The following is a 17,258-nucleotide window of genomic DNA, read 5'->3' as shown; positions in this document are numbered from 1 at the left end:
CGACAATGAACGACATCATGATGGGCACCAGCCTGCCCTATGCCGAACGCAAGCGACAAGGCCTGATGGGGCGCATGCCTCACAAAGAGGAGTCCCTGGCCCAGCAACGGCGCCGCATTTACCGTCTGGTCTCTGCCATGCAGAGCCCGTTCGACCAGCACCTGCTGCTGCGCCAGCTGCAAGAAGACAACCCTGTGCTGTTTTACGATCTGGTGCGGCACCACCTGCCGGAGCTCTTGCCCATTATTTACACCCCGGTAGTAGGGGAGGCATGCCAGCGCCACAGCGACCTCTATCTGCGCAGCCACGGGCTTTATCTTTCCTGGCATGACAGAGACGATCTGGACGCCATCTTCGCCGCGGTGGAGCAGGAGGTGGACGTCATCGTCATCTCCGACGGTGAGCGGGTGCTGGGGCTCGGCGATCTTGGCATCGGCGGCATGGGGATCTGCATCGGCAAACTGGCGCTCTACTCCGCCGCTGGCGGTATCAACCCGGCGCGCACCTTGCCGCTGTGCGTCGATGTGGGCACCAACAATCCCGAACTGCTGGAGGATGACTCCTACCTCGGCTGGCAGGCCAACCGGGTGGATGGTGAATCCTATTACCACTTCATGGACAAGGTGGTGGCAGCCATTCGCATGCGCTGGCCCCAGGTGGTGTTGCAGTTTGAAGACTTCGCCGGCAAGCATGCCGCCAATCTGCTGGCCCGTTATAGAGACGAGCTGTGCATGTTCAACGACGACATCCAGGGGACGGCTGCGGTGGCTTCGGCCTGCGTGCTGGCTGGGTTGCAACAGGCCGGCACTACCCTGGCCGATACCCCCGTGCTCATCGTCGGCGCCGGCTCGGCGGGGTGCGGCATCGCCGCCATGCTGGCCCAGCTGGCGGGCAGTCCGGATCGGGTGCAACTGTTTGATCAAGATGGGCTGGTCTGCCTGGATCGCGCCAATCTGACCCCATCCCAACGACCTTTTGCCCGTCCGGCGCAAGAGGCTTGCGCCGCCCTGCCCGAGCTCATTGAGCGACTGCGCCCTAGCGTGCTGATCGGGGTGAGCGGCCAGGGCGGGCTCTTTACCGAGGCCGTGCTCAGGGCCATGGGGGAGGTGTGCGAGCGCCCCGTGATCCTGCCGCTATCCAACCCGACCCGCAGTGCCGAAGCGACGCCGGAGCAGGTGTGGCAGGCCACCGACGGGCGCGCTCTGCTCGCCACCGGCAGCCCCTTTGCCCCAGTTACTGTGGCGGGGGAGATGCGGGTGGTCTCCCAGTGCAACAACGTCTATGTCTTCCCCGGCATTGGTCTGGGGGCCTGCGCCGTCAAGGCGCGCCGCATCAGTGACGGCATGTTGCAGGCGGCGGTACGGGCCGTGGGTGCCTATCCGCTGGCCGAGGGGCGGCTGCTGCCCCCCATCGAGCAGGTGGGGGAAGTGGCCCGCGCGGTCGCAAGGGCGGTGGCGCTGACTGCCCGTGACGAAGGGTTGGCGGATTTTGTCGGTGATCCCGCGCCACTGATTGACCAGACCTGGTGGCGCCCGCACTATTGGTCCGCTTCCTGATGTTGCAAGGCTAATCGATGAAACTGCGCCACCAACTGGTCACCCTCTCTCTGGGGCTGTCACTGCTGCTGATCGTGATCCTGGGCAGTCTGCTCGCCCTCTTTATCCGCCACCTGCTGGAGAGCAATCTGCAGGAGAATGGCGCCGATCTGGCGCGGGTGCTGGCAGCGGACAGCCGGGTGGTGCAGGCCTTGCAGCAGGGCAGCGATCCCGGCTTGCGCGACTATGTGGAGGGGATCAGCAATCGTACCGACGCCGCCTACATAGTGGTGACCGACGAACACGCCCGCCGCCTCAGTCACCCCTCGCCCGAGCTCATCGGCGGTCTCTTCCGTGGTGAAGATATCTGGCCGGCCCTCCATGACCGGCTCAGCTACTGCTCAGAGGACGAGGGCACACTCGGCCCGGCCATCCGCTGCTTTGCGCCCGTGCTCGGGCCCGATGGCCGTGCCATGGGGGCCGTGGTGGTGGGTTACCTGATGCGGACTGTGGAAGGCATCTATCTGGAGCGGATCGCCCTGCTGGTCAGCGCCATCCTTGCCGTGCTGGGGTGTGGTCTCTTGCTGGCGCTCTGGGTGCAACACCTGTTGCGCCGCACCCTGCTGGACCTGGAGCCCGAGGCCATCGTCAATCGCTTCGTGCTGCAAGAGCTGGTGCTGGAGCACATCTCGGAGGGGGTGATAGCGCTCGACAACAGGGGCAACATCCGCATGCTCAACAGCGCCGCCTTCTACCAGTTGCGCCTGCCGGGCACAGGGCGTCATGCCCTGCTGGGGCAACCGCTCGCCGAGTTGTCGCCGCCGCTGGCACCTGCCCTGACCCAGGTCGAGACCGAGCTCGGCTTTACCGTGCACGGGGAGTCCTTCGTGGGGCGCTGGCAGGCAGTGGAGGGCAAGGTGCCCGGGCGCCTGCTGATCTTCAGTCGCCCCGAGGTAACTGGCAGCCTCGGCATGCAGGTCACGCATCTGCGCCAGTATGCCGAGATGCTGCGGATGCAGACCCACGAGTTCGCCAACAAGCTGAGCAGCCTCTCCGGCCTGTTGCAGCTTGGTCATGTGGATCAGGCGGTGGAGCTTATTCAGCAGGAGAGCGAGGCTTGCCAGACCATGTTGCAGGGGCTGTTGCGAGCCATCGAGGACAAGCCGGTGGCGGGGCTCATTCTCGGCAAGTTCAGCCGGGCGCGGGAGTTGGGGGTGGAGCTGGTGCTGGATCCCGACTCTGCGCTGGCGGAGTATCCGGCGGCGGTGTCGGCGGATCTCATCACCCTCATCGGCAACCTGCTGGACAACGGCATTCGCGCCGCCTGGGCGCGGCGCAAGGTCTGTCCGCCGCGGGTGCTGATTTCCCTCAACGACTTTGGCCGCCGGCTGGTGATCGAGGTGGAGGACAGCGGTGAAGGGGTGGACGAGGCGCTGGCGGATCATCTGTTTGATTACGGCATCAGCCGCCAGACCGGCGATCACGGGGTCGGCCTCTTCCTGGTCAAGGAGACGGTGGTCAGGCGAGGGGGTGTGATAGAATGGCGCCGCACCGCCGAACAGACAACCCTGTTCGGTATCTACTTGAATAAAAACCAATTGGTGTGATCTATGGAGCCCATTTTCACTCTGGTGATCGAGGATGACGAACGGATAGGATCCATTCTGGCCGAGCTGGTCTCCTCCACCCCCGGATTTTCCCTGCTGGGTCGGGCCGAAAGCCTGACCCAGGCCGATCTCATGATGCGTGCGACCGAACCACAACTGCTGCTGGTAGACATCTCATTACCTGACGGCTCGGGCCTCGAGTGGGTGAACCGGCTGCGCAGCCACAACCGCGAGGCTTACGTCATCATGGTGACCGCCTCCTGCGACGTTGAGACCATACAGCAGGCCCTCAACCTGGGGGTGCAGGATTACATCATCAAGCCGCTGCGGCTGTTTCGCATCCAGCAGAGCTTGGACGAGATCCTTACCCTGCACAGGCGCATCTGCGAGCGCGGCTCCCTGGAGCAGAGCGATCTGGATCGGCTGATGGGCAAGGGGCGCCCCCAGGCCAGGGAGGTGCGCGATACCCCAAAGGGGATCGACGCCATCACCTTGCGCCAGGTGCTGGAGCTGCTGGCCGGCGAGCCGGATACCGCGTTTTCCACCGATACGGTGGCGCTGCGGCTGTCGCTCAGCCGTACCACGGCGCGCCGTTATCTGGAGTATCTGGAGTCGGAAGACAGGGTCGATGTGGATCTCAACTACGGCCAGCGTGGCCGGCCAGAGCGGCGCTACCACTGGCGCCGGGGCAACTGAGCCCGCGTTTTTTGCGCGCAGATGCAATGCAAGAAGGGAGCCTGGGCTCCCTTCTTGCTGTCTGCCTGTTGTCATATGCTTTGCAGCCCTTCCTAACCAGCCTTGTTCACAGTGCGCCCAGAGGGAAAGGGTGGAGGGCTGACTCGGCCTCTTCAAACAGCTGGATCAGGTGATCCGCGACGGCCCGCACCCGTCTGGAGTGGGCGAGATCTGTGTGGATCACCAGCCAGATCGGCTGATCTACCCCCAGCTCGGGCAGGAGGCAGACGAGGTCCGTCTCTTTGGCCAGATAATGGGGCAGTACCGCCAGCCCGAGACCGGCGGTGGCGGCGGCCAGCTGGGCCGACAGGGTATTGGTCTCCACCCTGCAGGGGCGCCCACGCAGCATGCGCGCAATCCATTTGGCGGCGGGCAAATGGCCGTGGGATTCCCCCCAGCCGATAAAAGCATCCTCATCGAAGCCAGCGGCATCTGTGCCCGGATGACGGCTATCGACATAACTGCTGGCCCCATAGAGGCCGAAGCCCAGGGTGCCCAGCCGCTTGATGGTGACGTTGCCGGTGTCAGGTTTGGCCATGCGCACGGCCAGATCGGCATCGCGCCTGTGCAGGTTCACCGTTTGCACGCCTGTGACCAGCTCCACCCTCAGATCGGGATGAATGGCAAACAGCCTGGCCAGGGAGGGAATAATGAGCGGATTGGCCAGATTGTCTGCGGTGGCGAGGCGCACGCATCCTGCCACCTGCCCCTGCTGCTGCCCGGCTTCGCCAAAGGCATGCCCGGCATGTTCCAGCGCTTCGGCCCGCGCCAGCAAGGCATCCCCATCGTCGGTCAGTCGATAGCCGTGCTGATGACGACTGAACAGCGGCAAACCCAGTGCCGACTCCAGGCGATCCAGCCGTCGAGAGACAGTGGCAATGCCCATGTCAAGGGCGAGGGCGGCGCCACTCAAGGTGCCACTGCGGGCGATGGCCAGAAAGACCCGGGCGTCATCCCATAGCAAGAGAGCGTTCATGTATCTTCCAAAATCGGAAAGCTGACTACCAATCCAGTCTATACCTGAATCATATTCGGAAGACCATACTGACCTCCATCTTGTAAGGAGAAATGTATGCAACGACGAACACTGGGCACTGATCTGGACGTATCCGCCATGGGTCTCGGCTGCATGGGCATGAGTGAGTTTTATGGCCCTCGGGATGATGAGCAGGCGCTGCGGGTGCTGGCCCGGGCTGTCGAGATGGGGATCGATTTTCTCGACACCGCCGACATGTATGGCCCGCACCACAATGAAGCCCTGATAGGCCGCTTCCTGGCGACCCACGGAGCCGGGGTCAAGGTCGCCACCAAGTTCGGCATAGTCCGCCAGAGTGGCGAGTACAGGCGCACCCTGGACAACAGCGTCCAGTATGCACGGCAGAGCTGTGAAGCCTCGCTGCGCCGGCTCGGGGTCGAGCAGATAGACCTCTACTATGTGCATCGCATCGACCCGGCGCACCCCATCGAAGAGACGATGGCAGGGCTGGCGCAGCTGGTGCAGGAGGGCAAGATTGCCCGTGTCGGCCTGTGCGAGGTCAGCGCGGCCACCTTGAGGCGCGCCCATGCCGTGCATCCGGTGGCGGCGGTGCAAACGGAGTATTCCCTCTGGACGCGGGATGTCGAAGCCCTGGTGCTGCCAACCTGCCGCGCGCTGGGCATTGGCCTGGTGGCGTACTCCCCCTTGGGGCGCGGCTTTCTGACCGGACGTTTCCAGCAGGATACGGCGTTTGAAGAGGGTGACTTTCGGGCCAGCCTGCCGCGCTTTCAACAGGAAAACATCGCCACCAACCGCTCGTTGGTGGAGGTGATCATGGCCCTGGCGGCACGCAAGCAGTGCACGACGGCGCAGATCGCCCTGGCCTGGCTGCTGGCGCAGGGGGATGACATAGTGCCCATCCCCGGCACAAGGCGGATCCCCCATCTGCTGGACAACCTGGGCGCCCTGTCGGTGCGTCTGGAGGCCGGGGATCTCGCCGCGCTGGATAGTGCCATCAGGGCCTTGCCAGTGGCAGGGGATCGCTATACCCGGGAAGGCATGAAGGGGGTGAACGCATGAGCGGCTTATCGTCCGAGCGGCGTGAACAGGCCTTTGCGCTGCTGGCCCGGCTCGACCCGCAGGCGCCGGATCAGGTCGCGGCGAATCTGGATGCCCTGTCGCCAGATTTTGCCGAACTGGTGTTGGGATTTGCCTTTGCCGATGTGCTCTCCCGTCCCGGTATTGATCTCTGCACCCGTGAGATGCTTACCGTTGCTGCGCTGATGGCGATGGGCAATGCACCCGGGCAGCTCGAATTTCATATCCGGGCCGCGTTGAATGTGGGCGTCAGCCGGGAAACCATCATCGAAATCCTGCTCCAGATCGCCGTCTATGCCGGTGTCCCGGCCTGCATGAATGGCATCAGCGCGGCCCGAAAAGCCTTTGCTGCTCATGACAAGGCCCGGCGCGACCCGCACAAGGCGCACCACGAGCAAACCTGAATCACAGTTGTGTCGGGAGGGGCTTACCATTGGCGCCGGGATAACCGAGCCTGTGGTTTTTAGCGAACAAGAAGGGAGCCGAGGCTCCCTTCTTGTGTTGTGCTGCAGCGGCTTGTCTCGCCGGTTTATGCCTCTTCCACAAGGGCGGGGCGTACCCTGGGCTTGAACTGGGAGAGCATGACGCCGCTCAGGATCAGGCCGCCACCCAGCAGGTGATAGCCGTGAATCGGCTCCCCCAGGGTGATGACGGCGATCAGCGCCGTGCACAGCGGCATCAGGTTCATGAACACAGAGGTGCGCTCCGCCCCCATGCAGGCGAGACCGCGCATCCAGCAGTAGGCCGCCAGCAGGGAGGAGGCGAGCCCGGCAAACAGCACCAGACCCCAGCCCTCGGCGGGCACCGCCAGGGAGTCTGCGCTGAGGGCGACCGGGATGAGCAGCAGCACAGCCAGCAGGATCTGCATGTAGAGGTTGAGCCAGGGGCCAAACGGCAGTTGCCAGCGGCGGATCAGCAGGCCGTAGAGGGCGTAGCTGGCGGAGCCGAGCAGCATGAGTCCGTCCCCCGGGTTGATGCCGTCGTGCAGCAGGGCCAGCGGCTGGCCCTGGCTCAGCAGCCAGAACACCCCGAACAGGGAGATGCTCATGCCAAGCAGCGCCTGCTTTCCCGGGCGCTGGCCGAAGAAGAGGGCGCTCTGCAGCAGGGTCAGCAGCGGAATGAGCGAACCTATGACCCCCATGTTGGTGGCCGAGGTGGTGTGGGCTGCGTAATAGGCGAGGCACTGGTAAAGCACCATGCCAAGGGCTGCCAGCACCAGCAGCTTGCCGAGCCAGGGGCGGATTTCGCGACGGCGGCGCCACAGTTGCGGCAGGCAGAAGGGGGTCAGCGCCAGGGCGGCGATCACCCAGCGGTAAAAGGAGATGGCGGCGGGATCCAGCACATCGGCGGCGGCCTTGGACACCACTGTATTGGTGGCCCAGATCAGCACGGCCATCAGCGGGAACATAAGCGGGAAGAAGATACGCATCAAAGGCTCCTTGTTATCGAGATGGCCAGTCTACTCTTGTCTTTCTGTTATCAAGTAACGTAAAACTGACAATTCATCCCGCAGAAAGGACAAGTTGCCCTGATATGGCACTACATCACTATCACTCGACGGACATAGCCCTGCCCGAGCCCAACCCCCTCTATCTGCGCTATCAGCAGATCCAGGCCGAGAGTGCCTGCGCGCCCCACAGCCACCCCTGGGGCCAGCTTAGCCTGATAAGCCTGGGGGTGATGGAGATAGTGCTGGACCAGCACCGGCTGGTGGCTCCCGCCGACTACCTCATCTGGGTGCCGGCGGATCTGGAGCATGCCTCCTACAATCAGCAGGCCCTCGATTATACCTCCATCTATGTCAATCATGCCCTGGCGGCCAGACTGCCTGCCGAGCCCTGCCTGCTGGAGATGACGCCGCTCATCCGGGCCATGCTGGCGGATTTTTGCGAGCGCAAGCTGGGCCATATGCAGGATGAATGGGATGTGCGCCAGGCCGAGCTGCTGGTGGAGAAGCTGACCCGCACCCGCTGCCAGGACAGCTACCTGCCCATGAGCCAGGACAAGCTGCTGGCCCCCATGCTGGCGGCGCTGCGCAGTGACCCTGCCGATCCGCGCACCCTGGCCCAGTGGGCCGAGCAGTTGCACAGCACGGAGCGCACCCTGGCCCGACGCTGCGTGCGTGAACTTGGCATGAACTTCGGCCAGTGGCGGGCCCGGCTCAAGCTGCTCAAGGCGCTGGCCTGGCTCAAGGGGGAATTGCCAGTGCAGGAAATTGGCTGGCGGCTCGGTTACGGCTCAACCTCGGCCTTTATCGCCATGTTCAACCGTGAGCTGGGCTGCTCACCCCAGCGCTATCGCCAGCAGCTGGGAGGCATGGGAATAGATCGGGAAGGGTCGCCTGGCGAACCATAACAACAAGGGCGCCCGCAGGCGCCCTTCTCATGAGTGTGATCGGCCTAGAAGAAGCCGAGGGGGTTGATGTCGTGGCTCACCAGCAGGTTCTTGGTGTTCTGGTAGTGATCCAGCATCATTTTGTGGGTCTCGCGGCCTATCCCCGACTTCTTGTAGCCGCCAAAGGCCGCGTGGGCCGGATAGGCGTGGTAGCAGTTGACCCAGACCCGGCCGGCCTGGATGCCGCGCCCCATGCGCCAGGCCAGGTTGCTGTCGCGGGTCCACAGACCTGCCCCCAGGCCATACTGGGTGTCGTTGGCAATGGCCAGCGCATCCGCCTCGTCCTTGAAGGTGGTGACCCCGAGCGCCGGCCCGAAGATCTCCTCCTGGAACACCCGCATCTTGTTCTGGCCCGAGAAAATGGTGGGCTGGATGTAGAAGCCCCCCTCCAGGCCGCTCACCTTGGCCGGGCCGCCGCCTATCAGCATCTTGGCCCCCTCGCCACGGCCTATCTCCATGTAGCTCAGTATCTTGTCGAACTGCTCGCGGGACGCCTGCGCCCCGACCTGGGTGGCGGTGTCCAGAGGGTTGCCCTGCACGATGGTGCGCGCCCGGGCCAGCACCCTGTCCATAAAGTCGTCGTAGATCTTCTCGTGTACCAGCGCGCGGGAGGGGCAGGTGCACACCTCGCCCTGGTTGAAGAAGGTCATCAGCATGCCTTCCACCGCCTTGTCGATATACTGGCTCTCGTGCTGCATCACATCGGCAAAATAGATGTTGGGGGACTTGCCACCCAGCTCGACGGTGGAGGGGATCAGCTTGTCGGCGGCGCAGCGCAGTATATGGGCGCCGACTTCAGTCGAACCGGTGAACGCCAGCTTCTGGATCCGGTCGCTGGTGGCCAGCGCCTGACCCGCCTCGGCGCCGAAGCCATTGACCACGTTGACCACGCCAGGGGGCAGTATGTCCTTGATGAGATCCATCATCAGCATGATGGTGACCGGGGTCTGCTCGGCGGGCTTGAGCACGCTGCAGCAGCCGGCCGCCAGCACCGGGGCCAGCTTCCAGGCCGCCATCAGCAGCGGGAAGTTCCAGGGGATGATCTGGCCGACCACGCCGATGGGCTCCTTGAAGTGGTAGCTGACGGTGTGCTGATCCAGCTCGGCGGCCGAGCCCTCCTGGGCACGGATGCAGCCGGCGAAGTAGCGGAAGTGATCCACCACCAGCGGCAGGTCGGCGGCCAGGGTTTCGCGCACCGCCTTGCCGTTCTCCCAGGTCTCGGCGATGGCGAGCACTTCGATGTTCTGCTCGATGCGATCGGCGATGCGCAGCAGCAGGTTGCTGCGCTCGGTGACGCTGGTCTTGCTCCAGCTGGCGAACGCCTTGTGGGCGGCATCCAGCGCCAGATCTATGTCGGCGGCGTCGGATCGGGCCACCTCGCAGAACACCTTGCCGTCCACCGGCGAGATGTTCTCGAAATAGCGGCCGGCGCGGGGGGCCACCCAGTCGCCCCCGATGAAGTTGTCGTAACGGGACTTGAAGCTGACCAGGGCACCTGCCTGACCGGGAGCGGTATAAATCATCTCATCATCCTTATGTGTGTGAAGGTCCTGCCCTGCTGCACGTGCTGGCTGGCCGGGGTGGTACGCAGGGGTTATCGCAAGGGCCATGCCAAAGGGTCTGACCAGCGCACAAAAGGTTACAAAAACGTTATCAAACTGGGTGCGGCAGCGTATCTTGGTTAACCAATAACCAAGGCTGTGGCGATAAAACTGTGCCGTTTCTGGACAGTGGCCGCGACAGTCGTGCCGTTTTTGAACAGGAGGCGTGATGAGCGAGTTACCGCAGTACAGTTCCAGCCCCAGTCCAATCCAGCGTTCCTGGCAGCGTTGCCTGCATCAGGGCCTGCATCGCCAGCAGAGCGCCGAGCTGGATCTGCTGCCCCAGGGGGAGCTGTCGGCCCGTCAGGAGGAACACAGGACGCTGATTGCCTGTTTTCAGCGCTTCGTGCTGCCGCTGTTTGCCCAGTTGCTGGCGGGCAGGCCCTGTCGCCTGCTGCTGTGTGACGGCGAGGGGGCCATACTGGCCGCCAGCGGTGACGACGGCTTCGCTCGCCACGCCGAGCGCATTTTTTTGCGCAGCGGCGCCCGCTGGGGGGAGGCGAGCAAGGGCACCAACGCCATCGGTACAGCGCTGGCCGAGCAGAGCGAGGTGCAGGTGCTGGGGTCCGAGCATTTCTTCGCCCAGCACAGCTTCCTCAGTTGCAGCGCCTGCCCCCTGCTCGGGCCGGACGGGCAATTGCTCGGGGTGCTCGACATTTCCACCGATGCGGCCCACCACGATGGCGACATGCTGGGCACGGTTCGGCTCTTGGCCATGACGCTGGAAAACGCGCTGCTGGCGCGCCAGCCGGGCTGGCTGGTTGATCTCGACCCCCAGAGTCTCTGGTCCGCCCGTTTGCTGCTGGGGGAGGGGGGCGAGCTGCTCGGCGCCAACCGGGCCGGACGACTCTGGCTCGGCCAGCACAGGTTCGATGGCCAGCAGTTGCTGCGCGAACGCCGTGGCCTGCGGCTGGTGTCAGAGCCGGTTGTGGCGCCCCGGCAAACAGTGCAACAAGGGTCGGCACAGGTGCCGCTCAAGATGCTGGAGCGCGGCATCTCGCTGCTCATCGAGGGGGAGACCGGCAGCGGCAAGGAGCACCTGGTGCGTGCCCTGCATCGGGCGTCGAGCCGGCAGGACAAGCCCCTGGTGTGTGTCAACTGTGGCGCCCTGCCGGTAGATCTGGTGGAGGCCGAGCTGTTTGGCTATGTGGGCGGGGCCTTCAGCGGTGCCCGCAGCCAGGGCAGTCAGGGCTATCTGCGCGCTGCCCACGGCGGCATCCTGATGCTGGATGAAATTGGCGAGTTGCCGCTGTTGGCCCAGACCCGGCTGCTGCGGGTGCTGCAGGAGCGCAGCGTTACCCCGGTCGGCAGCCACAAGCCCGAAGTGGTGGATTTCTGGCTGGTCAGCGCCAGCCACCGGGATCTGGCGGCCATGGCGCAGGCCGGGACGTTTCGCGAGGACCTCTATTACCGGGTCTGCGGCTGGCGCCAGCAGCTGACACCGCTGCGGGCATGGCCACAGGGCGAGCGCTTGGGGTTGATCCAGCGCCTGCTCTCGGAGATGGACCCGGCCCTGCAATTGACGCCGGAGGCGGAGCAGCAACTGCTGGCCCATCCCTTGCCCGGCAACGTACGCCAGCTCAAGCAGGCGCTGGAGGTGGCCTGCGTGCTGGCGGAAGGGCGGGGCTGGATTGAGCCCGCTCACCTGCATCTGCCCGCCGCATCGGCAGCGGCCTCGTCGCAGGCGAGTACCGCCACCTTGCGTGAACAGAACCGTCTGCGGGTGCGGCAGACCCTGGCGGCGTGCGGGGGCAATGTGAGTGAGGCGGCGCGCCAGCTCGGCATCAGTCGCACCACCCTCTACCGGGCGCTGCGTGAAGGACCCTGAGGGCTTTGTTGCCCGCCATTCCCCTTGTGCAAGATGAGCCATCAGGGCCCTTTTTATTGATTTCTCTTTATTTTTCATGGCATGGAGTGTTCTATCCTGAGATTCACAATCTGATTGGCAAGCGCGTGGCTTTCCGGGGCGCCAACCTGGCGCCTCCAGCCTGCTGCAGTACGGCTGCGCCTGATCCCGGGTTGGTCCGGGTCTGTCTGCCGGTACCCGGCTGAAGAAATACGGTATGGCGCCGGTGTTGGCGCGTGTAATAACCACGGGATCCGGGCGTGCGGATCTCGGGGTATGGAGTCAGAGCACCTAGTCGGGTGGAGCCTATATGACCTTTTCCTATTCTCGTCTGGCCAATGTGTTGTTCTGGGTGTTGTTGGGGTTGAGTCTGCTGGCGATCCTGCTGTTTGAATTCGGGCCGGATCGGCGGCTCGACATGCTGGCCAATGCCCGCCTGTCGGTGGCGGTGCAGGATGACAGGATCCATGGTGGCGCCTCTGTCACTACCTTGCTGTCTGCCGCCGGCCAGCAAAGCGGTTATCCTGCGCCGACGGACAAGCCAGCCATCGACTGCCAGTTGCGCGAAGGCTATGAGTACCCCTTCTGTGAACTGATCCTGACGCTGAGTCTGCCGGAGCAGGGCATCGATCTCTCCCGCTTTGAGGGGGCGCGCATCCAGCTGCAGGTCGAGGGGCCAGAGCCCCAGTTCTGGCGCCTCTATCTGCGCAACTACCACCCGATTTACTCCCGGGCGGGTGATGCCACCTCCCACAAGTTCAACGAGGTGATCTTTCGTCCCGATGATTACGGGCGGCTGCAGGACGTGCCGCTGCGGGTCTTCACGCCGGCCACTTGGTGGATCCAGCAGTACCGCATTCCGCTGGCCCAGCAGGGGGAGGACCTGCGCCATGTCTATGCAGTGGAAATCGCCTCCGGCATAGGCATGCAGCCTGGCCACTACCGGCTGGTGCTGGAGCGGATGGAGTTCTATGGTCGCTGGGTGCAACCGGGAGCCTTCTATCGTCCCCTGCTGCTGAGCTGGCTGGTTTACGGCCTGCTGCTGTTCATGGTGCAGCACCTGCTGATGCGGGATCGATTGCGCAAGGCCCGTGAGGCCAGACAGGTGGCGGAGGCGCGCAGCCAGAGCCTCTGCGAGCAGACCCGGCGCACCGAGGAGGAGGCCAGGTACGATCCCCTGACCGGCGCCCTCAACCGGTTCGGTGGCAACAAGCTGCTGGCCGAGCTCGGCGATATGCCCCTCTCTTTCATCTACATCGACATAGACCACTTCAAGCTTGTCAACGATGGCCATGGTCACCCGGTTGGGGACGAGGTGCTCAAGCACATGGTGAGCGAAGTCCTGCGCCACTGCGATAGCCTGTGCCGGCTGGTGCGCTGGGGCGGGGAGGAGTTCGTGCTGGTCTGCCTGCACTACGAACAGGCCCGTGCCAAGGCGCTGGCGGAGCGGCTGCGCGCCGCTCTGGTGGCTTATCCGCACTGGCCATTGGCGCTGTCCATCACGGCCTCGTTCGGGGTGGCGGAGCGGCGCGGGGATCCCCTGGAGCAGGTTCTCAAGCGGGCCGACGAGGCGCTCTATCAGGCCAAAAAGCGGGGGCGCAACCGGGTCGAGGTGGAATAGGAGGTGGAATAGAACGCAGGTCTGGTGGCAGGGGAAGGGCCTGATCTTCGAGCGGGGCATTGCTGCTGGAGCCCAAGTCCCCAAGCCGCTATGATGCGCGCCAGCCGGGGCGTTGGTCCCCTTCATTCATCTGTTGAGGTTATTCCCCATGGCACAACACATTGGCGCTTTGGCCCTGCTGGTGGCCGACTATGACGAGGCCATCGCCTTCTTTACCCGAGGGTTGGGTTTTACATTGCTGGAAGACACCCCCCTCGATGAACCGGGTAAACCGGGCAAGCGCTGGGTGCGGGTTGCGCCTGCCGGCGCGCCCGGCTCGGCGCTCTTGCTGGCTCGCGCCGCCACGCCCGATCAGCAGGCCGCCATCGGTCAGCAGGGCGGTGGCCGGGTATTTCTGTTCCTCGAAACCGACGATTTTTGGGCTGATTACCAGCGCATGCTGGACTACGGTGTTCATTTTTGTGAACAGCCACGTAGCGAGCCATACGGCATGGTGGTGGTGTTCGAGGATATCAGTGGCAACCGCTGGGACCTGCTGCAACTCACTGCTGCCAACTGAATCTGAAAACGTTTATCATCTCGCCTGTCATAAAGTCATAAAAGTGTCACAGAAAATTCTAATAATTGGCGCACCCATCTTCACACAGGAGAGAGAAGGGATATGGCTAAGCGAATTCTGGTGGTCGAGGACGAAGCACCGATCCGCGAAATGCTCTGCTTCGTGCTTGAGCAAAAGGGATACGAAACAATCGAGGCGGAAGATTACGCCGATGGACTGGCGAAGGTGTGTGAACCCTACCCCGAACTCATAGTGCTGGACTGGATGATGCCCGGTGGCAGTGGCATTCAGTTCATCAAGCAACTCAAGCAGGATGAGGTGACCCGCCAGATCCCTGTGGTGATGCTGACCGCCCGTGGTGAGGAAGAGGACAAGGTACGCGGCCTGGAGGCCGGCGCCGATGACTACATCACCAAGCCCTTCTCCCCCAAGGAGTTGACCGCCCGCCTGCACGCCGTGATGCGCCGCGTCTCCCCCACCTCGGTGGATGAGGTGATCGAGGTGCAGGGGCTCAAGCTGGATCCGGTTTCCCATAGAGTCAGTGCCGAAGAGAGGGCGCTGGACATGGGACCGACCGAGTTCAAGTTGCTGCACTTCTTCATGACTCACCCCGAGCGGGTGTACAGCCGCGAGCAGTTGCTCAACAATGTCTGGGGTACCAATGTGTATGTCGAGGACAGAACCGTGGATGTGCATATTCGTCGCTTGCGCAAGGCCATTGAAGAGACGGGTCACGATCGATTGATTCAGACGGTGCGCGGCGCAGGCTATCGCTTCTCAACCCGTCTGTAGAGGAAGTTATGTTGCAACCTTATGCCTGGCGGCGACAGTTGTGGCGGATGGCGTTCTTCTATGCGCCCTTCGTTCTGGTCGGCTGGTTGACGAATACCCTCGCCCTTTGCCTGCTGGCAGCCACTGTGCTGCACCTGGGCTGGCACTATCGCTTCCTGAAGCGGCTGTCGGACTGGCTGTGGCACGATCGCAGCCTGGTTCCCCCCAATGGCAGCGGCAGCTGGGAGTATATTTTCAACGGCATCTACAAGTTGCAGCAGCGTCACCGGGCCCGTCGCCGCGAGCTGGCGGGTCTTATCCGCCGCTTTCGGGAGGGTGCCGAGGCACTGCCCGATGCCGCAGTAGTGTTTCGCACCGACGGCAGCATCCTCTGGTGCAATCGGCTGGCGGAGCAACTGCTTGGTTTTCGCTGGCCGGAAGATGCCGGTCAGCACATAGGCAACCTCATTCGCAGTCCGGCCTTTGGCGCCTATCTGGGCAAGGGGCAGTATGACGAGCCGTTCGAGATGAACTCTCCCATCAATGAGGAGAAGTTTCTCGAGTTTCGCATCATGCCCTACGCCGAGGATCAGGCCATGCTGGTGGTGCGTGATGTCACCCGGCTGCGCAGTCTGGAGAAGACCCGCAAGCACTTCGTTTCCAACGTCTCCCACGAACTGCGTACCCCGCTCACCGTGCTCAAGGGCTATCTGGAGATGACAGAAGAGCCGCCGCCGCCCGCCATGTGGGCCAAGGCGCACAAGGTGATGATGGAACAGACCATCCGCATGGACAATCTGGTGAATCAGCTGCTTACCTTGTCCCGTATCGAGGCGGCTCCGACCGTGGATCTCTCCCATCTGGTGGACATGCCCGCCATGCTGGGACTGCTGGAGCAGGAGGCACGGGCGCTGTCGGGGGAGCGGGCACACCAGATTGAATTTTTGGTGCAACCGAACCTTTTCGTGCGAGGGGATAATGATCAACTGCGCAGCGCCGTCTCCAACCTGGTCTACAACGCCATTCACTACACACCGGCGGGTCGCAAGATCAGCGTGGCGTGGCGCAAGCAGGGCGCCATGGCGCTGTTTGCGGTGGAGGATGAGGGGGAGGGGATCCCGGCCGAGCATCTGGCGCGTCTGACCGAACGTTTCTATCGGGTCGACAAGGCTCGTTCACGGCATACTGGTGGCTCCGGACTGGGACTCGCCATCGTCAAACACGCCTTGAGCCATCACGACTGTCAGCTCGATATCGAGAGTCGGATCGGTGCTGGCAGCCGTTTCAGCTTTCTCATCCCTGCCCGTATGGTAGTGGTTAAATAGTCTTTACTGGCAATAAGTTAGCGAAAGAGAGGGCAGCAGACGCTGCCCTCTCTTCATTTGGTCAAAAGCCTTGTCATGTCATTAAAGTGTCACATTAAATCCATAAATTTGTCACTGCCAGGTCAGATACTGGCGCCGTCTTAAGAACGGACCTTCTGTAACTTTGGAGAGATTGGATGAAACTCAACAAACTGGCTGGTGTAATCGGATTTACCGCAGCAACCCTGTTTTCTGTCAGCGCCCTGGCTGCCGGTGTGGATAAAGACCTGCCGGATTACACTCCGACCAGCGGCATCTCGGGCAACCTGTCCTCTGTCGGCTCTGACACCCTGGCCAACATGATGACCTTGTGGGCCGAAGAATTTAAGCGGGTTTATCCCAATGTCAACGTGCAGATCCAGGCTGCCGGTTCCTCAACCGCGCCGACCGCGCTGACCGAGGGTGTTGCCCAGTTCGGCCCCATGAGCCGCGCCATGAAGTCCGGTGAAGAAGAGGCCTTCGAAAAGCGTTATGGCTACAAGCCAACCGCCATCCGCGTCGCGGTCGATGCCCTGGCCGTGTTCGTCAACAAGGACAACCCCATCAAGGGGCTGACCATGCAGCAAGTGGACTCTGTCTTCTCCAGCACCCTCAAGTGCGGCGAAGCCAAGGCTGCCACCAAGTGGTCTGATCTGGGTCTGGATGGCAACTGGTCGTCCAAGGATCTGCAACTGTTCGGTCGCAACTCAGTCTCCGGTACTTACGGTTACTTCAAGGAGCACGCCCTGTGTGATGGCGACTTCAAGAGCAGCGTGAACGAGCAGCCTGGTTCCGCTTCCGTGGTGCAGTCCGTTTCTGCTTCCCTCAACAGCATTGGCTACTCAGGTATCGGTTATGTCACCTCGGGTGTACGCGCCGTGCCGCTGTCCAAAGATGGCAAGACCTTCATCGAAGCGAGCGCTGATAATGCCATCACCGGCAAGTATCCGCTGTCCCGCTTCCTGTACGTTTACGTGAACAAGCACCCGAACAAGCCGCTGGCCCCGATGGAGCAGGAGTTCGTGAAGATGATGCTCTCCAAGGCGGGTCAAAGCATAGTCGCCAAAGATGGTTACGTACCTGTCCCGGCCAAAGTGGTCGAAGCCGACCTGAAGAAACTGGGCATTATGTAAGCCGGTTTTCTTCCTCTCAAAGACGGGCCCCAGCGGGGC

The 17,258-nt window shown here is 62.9% G+C and carries 15 protein-coding genes; 12 read left to right on the top strand and 3 right to left on the bottom strand.

Annotation, left to right across the window (positions count from 1 at the left end):
• Positions 1-5: 5 nt before the first annotated feature.
• Genes GWQ31_RS01795 through GWQ31_RS01785 form a run of 3 tightly spaced genes read left to right on the top strand, consistent with a single transcriptional unit; the run spans position 6 to position 3,838 of the window.
• The gene (locus GWQ31_RS01795) at positions 6-1,556 is read left to right on the top strand and encodes an NAD-dependent malic enzyme (RefSeq protein WP_275908496.1); all 1,551 of its coding nucleotides are present in this window, start codon (positions 6-8) and stop codon (positions 1,554-1,556) included.
• Between the two features lie 17 nt (positions 1,557-1,573).
• The gene (locus GWQ31_RS01790) at positions 1,574-3,142 is read left to right on the top strand and encodes a sensor histidine kinase (RefSeq protein ID WP_169045636.1); all 1,569 of its coding nucleotides are present in this window, start codon (positions 1,574-1,576) and stop codon (positions 3,140-3,142) included.
• Positions 3,143-3,145: 3 nt separating this feature from the next.
• On the top strand, positions 3,146-3,838 hold the full coding sequence (locus tag GWQ31_RS01785) for a response regulator (protein WP_005316875.1): 693 nt from the start codon (positions 3,146-3,148) through the stop codon (positions 3,836-3,838).
• A gap of 106 nt (positions 3,839-3,944) precedes the next feature.
• On the opposite strand, the gene GWQ31_RS01780 is transcribed toward GWQ31_RS01785, so the two are convergent.
• Positions 3,945-4,853 (bottom strand): LysR family transcriptional regulator, encoded by a 909-nt coding sequence (locus GWQ31_RS01780; RefSeq protein ID WP_275908495.1) that lies wholly within the window; start codon positions 4,851-4,853, stop codon positions 3,945-3,947.
• Between the two features lie 96 nt (positions 4,854-4,949).
• Between GWQ31_RS01780 and GWQ31_RS01775 the strand changes: the two genes are divergently transcribed.
• Both GWQ31_RS01775 and GWQ31_RS01770 read left to right on the top strand, forming a co-directional pair.
• Entirely contained in the window at positions 4,950-5,933 is a 984-nt protein-coding gene (locus GWQ31_RS01775) for an aldo/keto reductase (protein ID WP_265452782.1), read from the top strand.
• Positions 5,930-6,355: a carboxymuconolactone decarboxylase family protein gene (locus GWQ31_RS01770; protein ID WP_059111542.1), complete on the top strand. Its 426-nt coding sequence runs from the start codon at positions 5,930-5,932 to the stop codon at positions 6,353-6,355. Before GWQ31_RS01775 ends, GWQ31_RS01770 begins: the two co-directional genes overlap by 4 nt.
• 125 nt (positions 6,356-6,480) lie before the next feature.
• Here GWQ31_RS01770 and GWQ31_RS01765 read toward each other — a convergent pair whose 3' ends face one another.
• A complete protein-coding gene (locus tag GWQ31_RS01765) occupies positions 6,481-7,380 on the bottom strand; it encodes a DMT family transporter (RefSeq protein ID WP_125597917.1) in 900 nt (299 codons plus the stop codon).
• A 104-nt stretch (positions 7,381-7,484) separates the two neighbouring features.
• On the opposite strand from GWQ31_RS01765, the gene GWQ31_RS01760 reads away from it, so the two are divergent.
• Positions 7,485-8,306: a helix-turn-helix transcriptional regulator gene (locus GWQ31_RS01760; RefSeq protein WP_065401421.1), complete on the top strand. Its 822-nt coding sequence runs from the start codon at positions 7,485-7,487 to the stop codon at positions 8,304-8,306.
• Between the two features lie 44 nt (positions 8,307-8,350).
• Here GWQ31_RS01760 and GWQ31_RS01755 read toward each other — a convergent pair whose 3' ends face one another.
• The gene (locus tag GWQ31_RS01755; RefSeq protein WP_265422658.1) at positions 8,351-9,868 is read right to left on the bottom strand and encodes an aldehyde dehydrogenase family protein; all 1,518 of its coding nucleotides are present in this window, start codon (positions 9,866-9,868) and stop codon (positions 8,351-8,353) included.
• A gap of 247 nt (positions 9,869-10,115) precedes the next feature.
• Between GWQ31_RS01755 and GWQ31_RS01750 the strand changes: the two genes are divergently transcribed.
• The 6 genes from GWQ31_RS01750 to GWQ31_RS01725 all read left to right on the top strand — a co-directional run bounded on the left by GWQ31_RS01750 (position 10,116) and on the right by GWQ31_RS01725 (position 17,219).
• The gene (locus GWQ31_RS01750) at positions 10,116-11,774 is read left to right on the top strand and encodes a sigma-54-dependent Fis family transcriptional regulator (RefSeq protein ID WP_275908494.1); all 1,659 of its coding nucleotides are present in this window, start codon (positions 10,116-10,118) and stop codon (positions 11,772-11,774) included.
• 328 nt (positions 11,775-12,102) lie between these two features.
• Positions 12,103-13,413: a GGDEF domain-containing protein gene (locus tag GWQ31_RS01745; protein WP_219592826.1), complete on the top strand. Its 1,311-nt coding sequence runs from the start codon at positions 12,103-12,105 to the stop codon at positions 13,411-13,413.
• Positions 13,414-13,561: 148 nt separating this feature from the next.
• Entirely contained in the window at positions 13,562-13,972 is a 411-nt protein-coding gene (locus GWQ31_RS01740) for a VOC family protein (protein WP_275908493.1), read from the top strand.
• A gap of 102 nt (positions 13,973-14,074) precedes the next feature.
• Positions 14,075-14,764, top strand: coding sequence for a phosphate regulon transcriptional regulator PhoB (phoB, locus tag GWQ31_RS01735; protein WP_005316860.1), 690 nt, complete (start codon positions 14,075-14,077; stop codon positions 14,762-14,764).
• 8 nt (positions 14,765-14,772) lie between these two features.
• On the top strand, positions 14,773-16,068 hold the full coding sequence (gene phoR, locus GWQ31_RS01730) for a phosphate regulon sensor histidine kinase PhoR (protein WP_021138784.1): 1,296 nt from the start codon (positions 14,773-14,775) through the stop codon (positions 16,066-16,068).
• 176 nt (positions 16,069-16,244) lie between these two features.
• A complete protein-coding gene (locus tag GWQ31_RS01725) occupies positions 16,245-17,219 on the top strand; it encodes a phosphate ABC transporter substrate-binding protein PstS family protein (RefSeq protein WP_111587428.1) in 975 nt (324 codons plus the stop codon).
• Positions 17,220-17,258 lie beyond the last annotated feature (39 nt).

It is taken from the genome of Aeromonas sp. 2MA4 (assembly GCF_029237305.1).
GTDB lineage: Bacteria > Pseudomonadota > Gammaproteobacteria > Enterobacterales > Aeromonadaceae > Aeromonas > Aeromonas salmonicida.
The sequence above is the reverse complement of the archived record's forward strand: the minus strand, read 5'-3'. Positions and strand labels throughout refer to the sequence as shown.

Coding starts and splice junctions, on each gene's coding strand:
- GWQ31_RS01765 (WP_125597917.1), bottom strand. CDS start 7,380: ATGCGTATCTTCTTCCCGCTTATGTTCCCGCTGATGGCCGTGCTGATC.
- GWQ31_RS01785 (WP_005316875.1), top strand. CDS start 3,146: ATGGAGCCCATTTTCACTCTGGTGATCGAGGATGACGAACGGATAGGA.
- GWQ31_RS01775 (WP_265452782.1), top strand. CDS start 4,950: ATGCAACGACGAACACTGGGCACTGATCTGGACGTATCCGCCATGGGT.
- GWQ31_RS01745 (WP_219592826.1), top strand. CDS start 12,103: ATGACCTTTTCCTATTCTCGTCTGGCCAATGTGTTGTTCTGGGTGTTG.
- GWQ31_RS01795 (WP_275908496.1), top strand. CDS start 6: ATGAACGACATCATGATGGGCACCAGCCTGCCCTATGCCGAACGCAAG.
- phoB (WP_005316860.1), top strand. CDS start 14,075: ATGGCTAAGCGAATTCTGGTGGTCGAGGACGAAGCACCGATCCGCGAA.
- GWQ31_RS01790 (WP_169045636.1), top strand. CDS start 1,574: ATGAAACTGCGCCACCAACTGGTCACCCTCTCTCTGGGGCTGTCACTG.
- GWQ31_RS01740 (WP_275908493.1), top strand. CDS start 13,562: ATGGCACAACACATTGGCGCTTTGGCCCTGCTGGTGGCCGACTATGAC.
- GWQ31_RS01780 (WP_275908495.1), bottom strand. CDS start 4,853: ATGAACGCTCTCTTGCTATGGGATGACGCCCGGGTCTTTCTGGCCATC.
- GWQ31_RS01725 (WP_111587428.1), top strand. CDS start 16,245: ATGAAACTCAACAAACTGGCTGGTGTAATCGGATTTACCGCAGCAACC.
- phoR (WP_021138784.1), top strand. CDS start 14,773: ATGTTGCAACCTTATGCCTGGCGGCGACAGTTGTGGCGGATGGCGTTC.
- GWQ31_RS01750 (WP_275908494.1), top strand. CDS start 10,116: ATGAGCGAGTTACCGCAGTACAGTTCCAGCCCCAGTCCAATCCAGCGT.
- GWQ31_RS01755 (WP_265422658.1), bottom strand. CDS start 9,868: ATGATTTATACCGCTCCCGGTCAGGCAGGTGCCCTGGTCAGCTTCAAG.
- GWQ31_RS01760 (WP_065401421.1), top strand. CDS start 7,485: ATGGCACTACATCACTATCACTCGACGGACATAGCCCTGCCCGAGCCC.
- GWQ31_RS01770 (WP_059111542.1), top strand. CDS start 5,930: ATGAGCGGCTTATCGTCCGAGCGGCGTGAACAGGCCTTTGCGCTGCTG.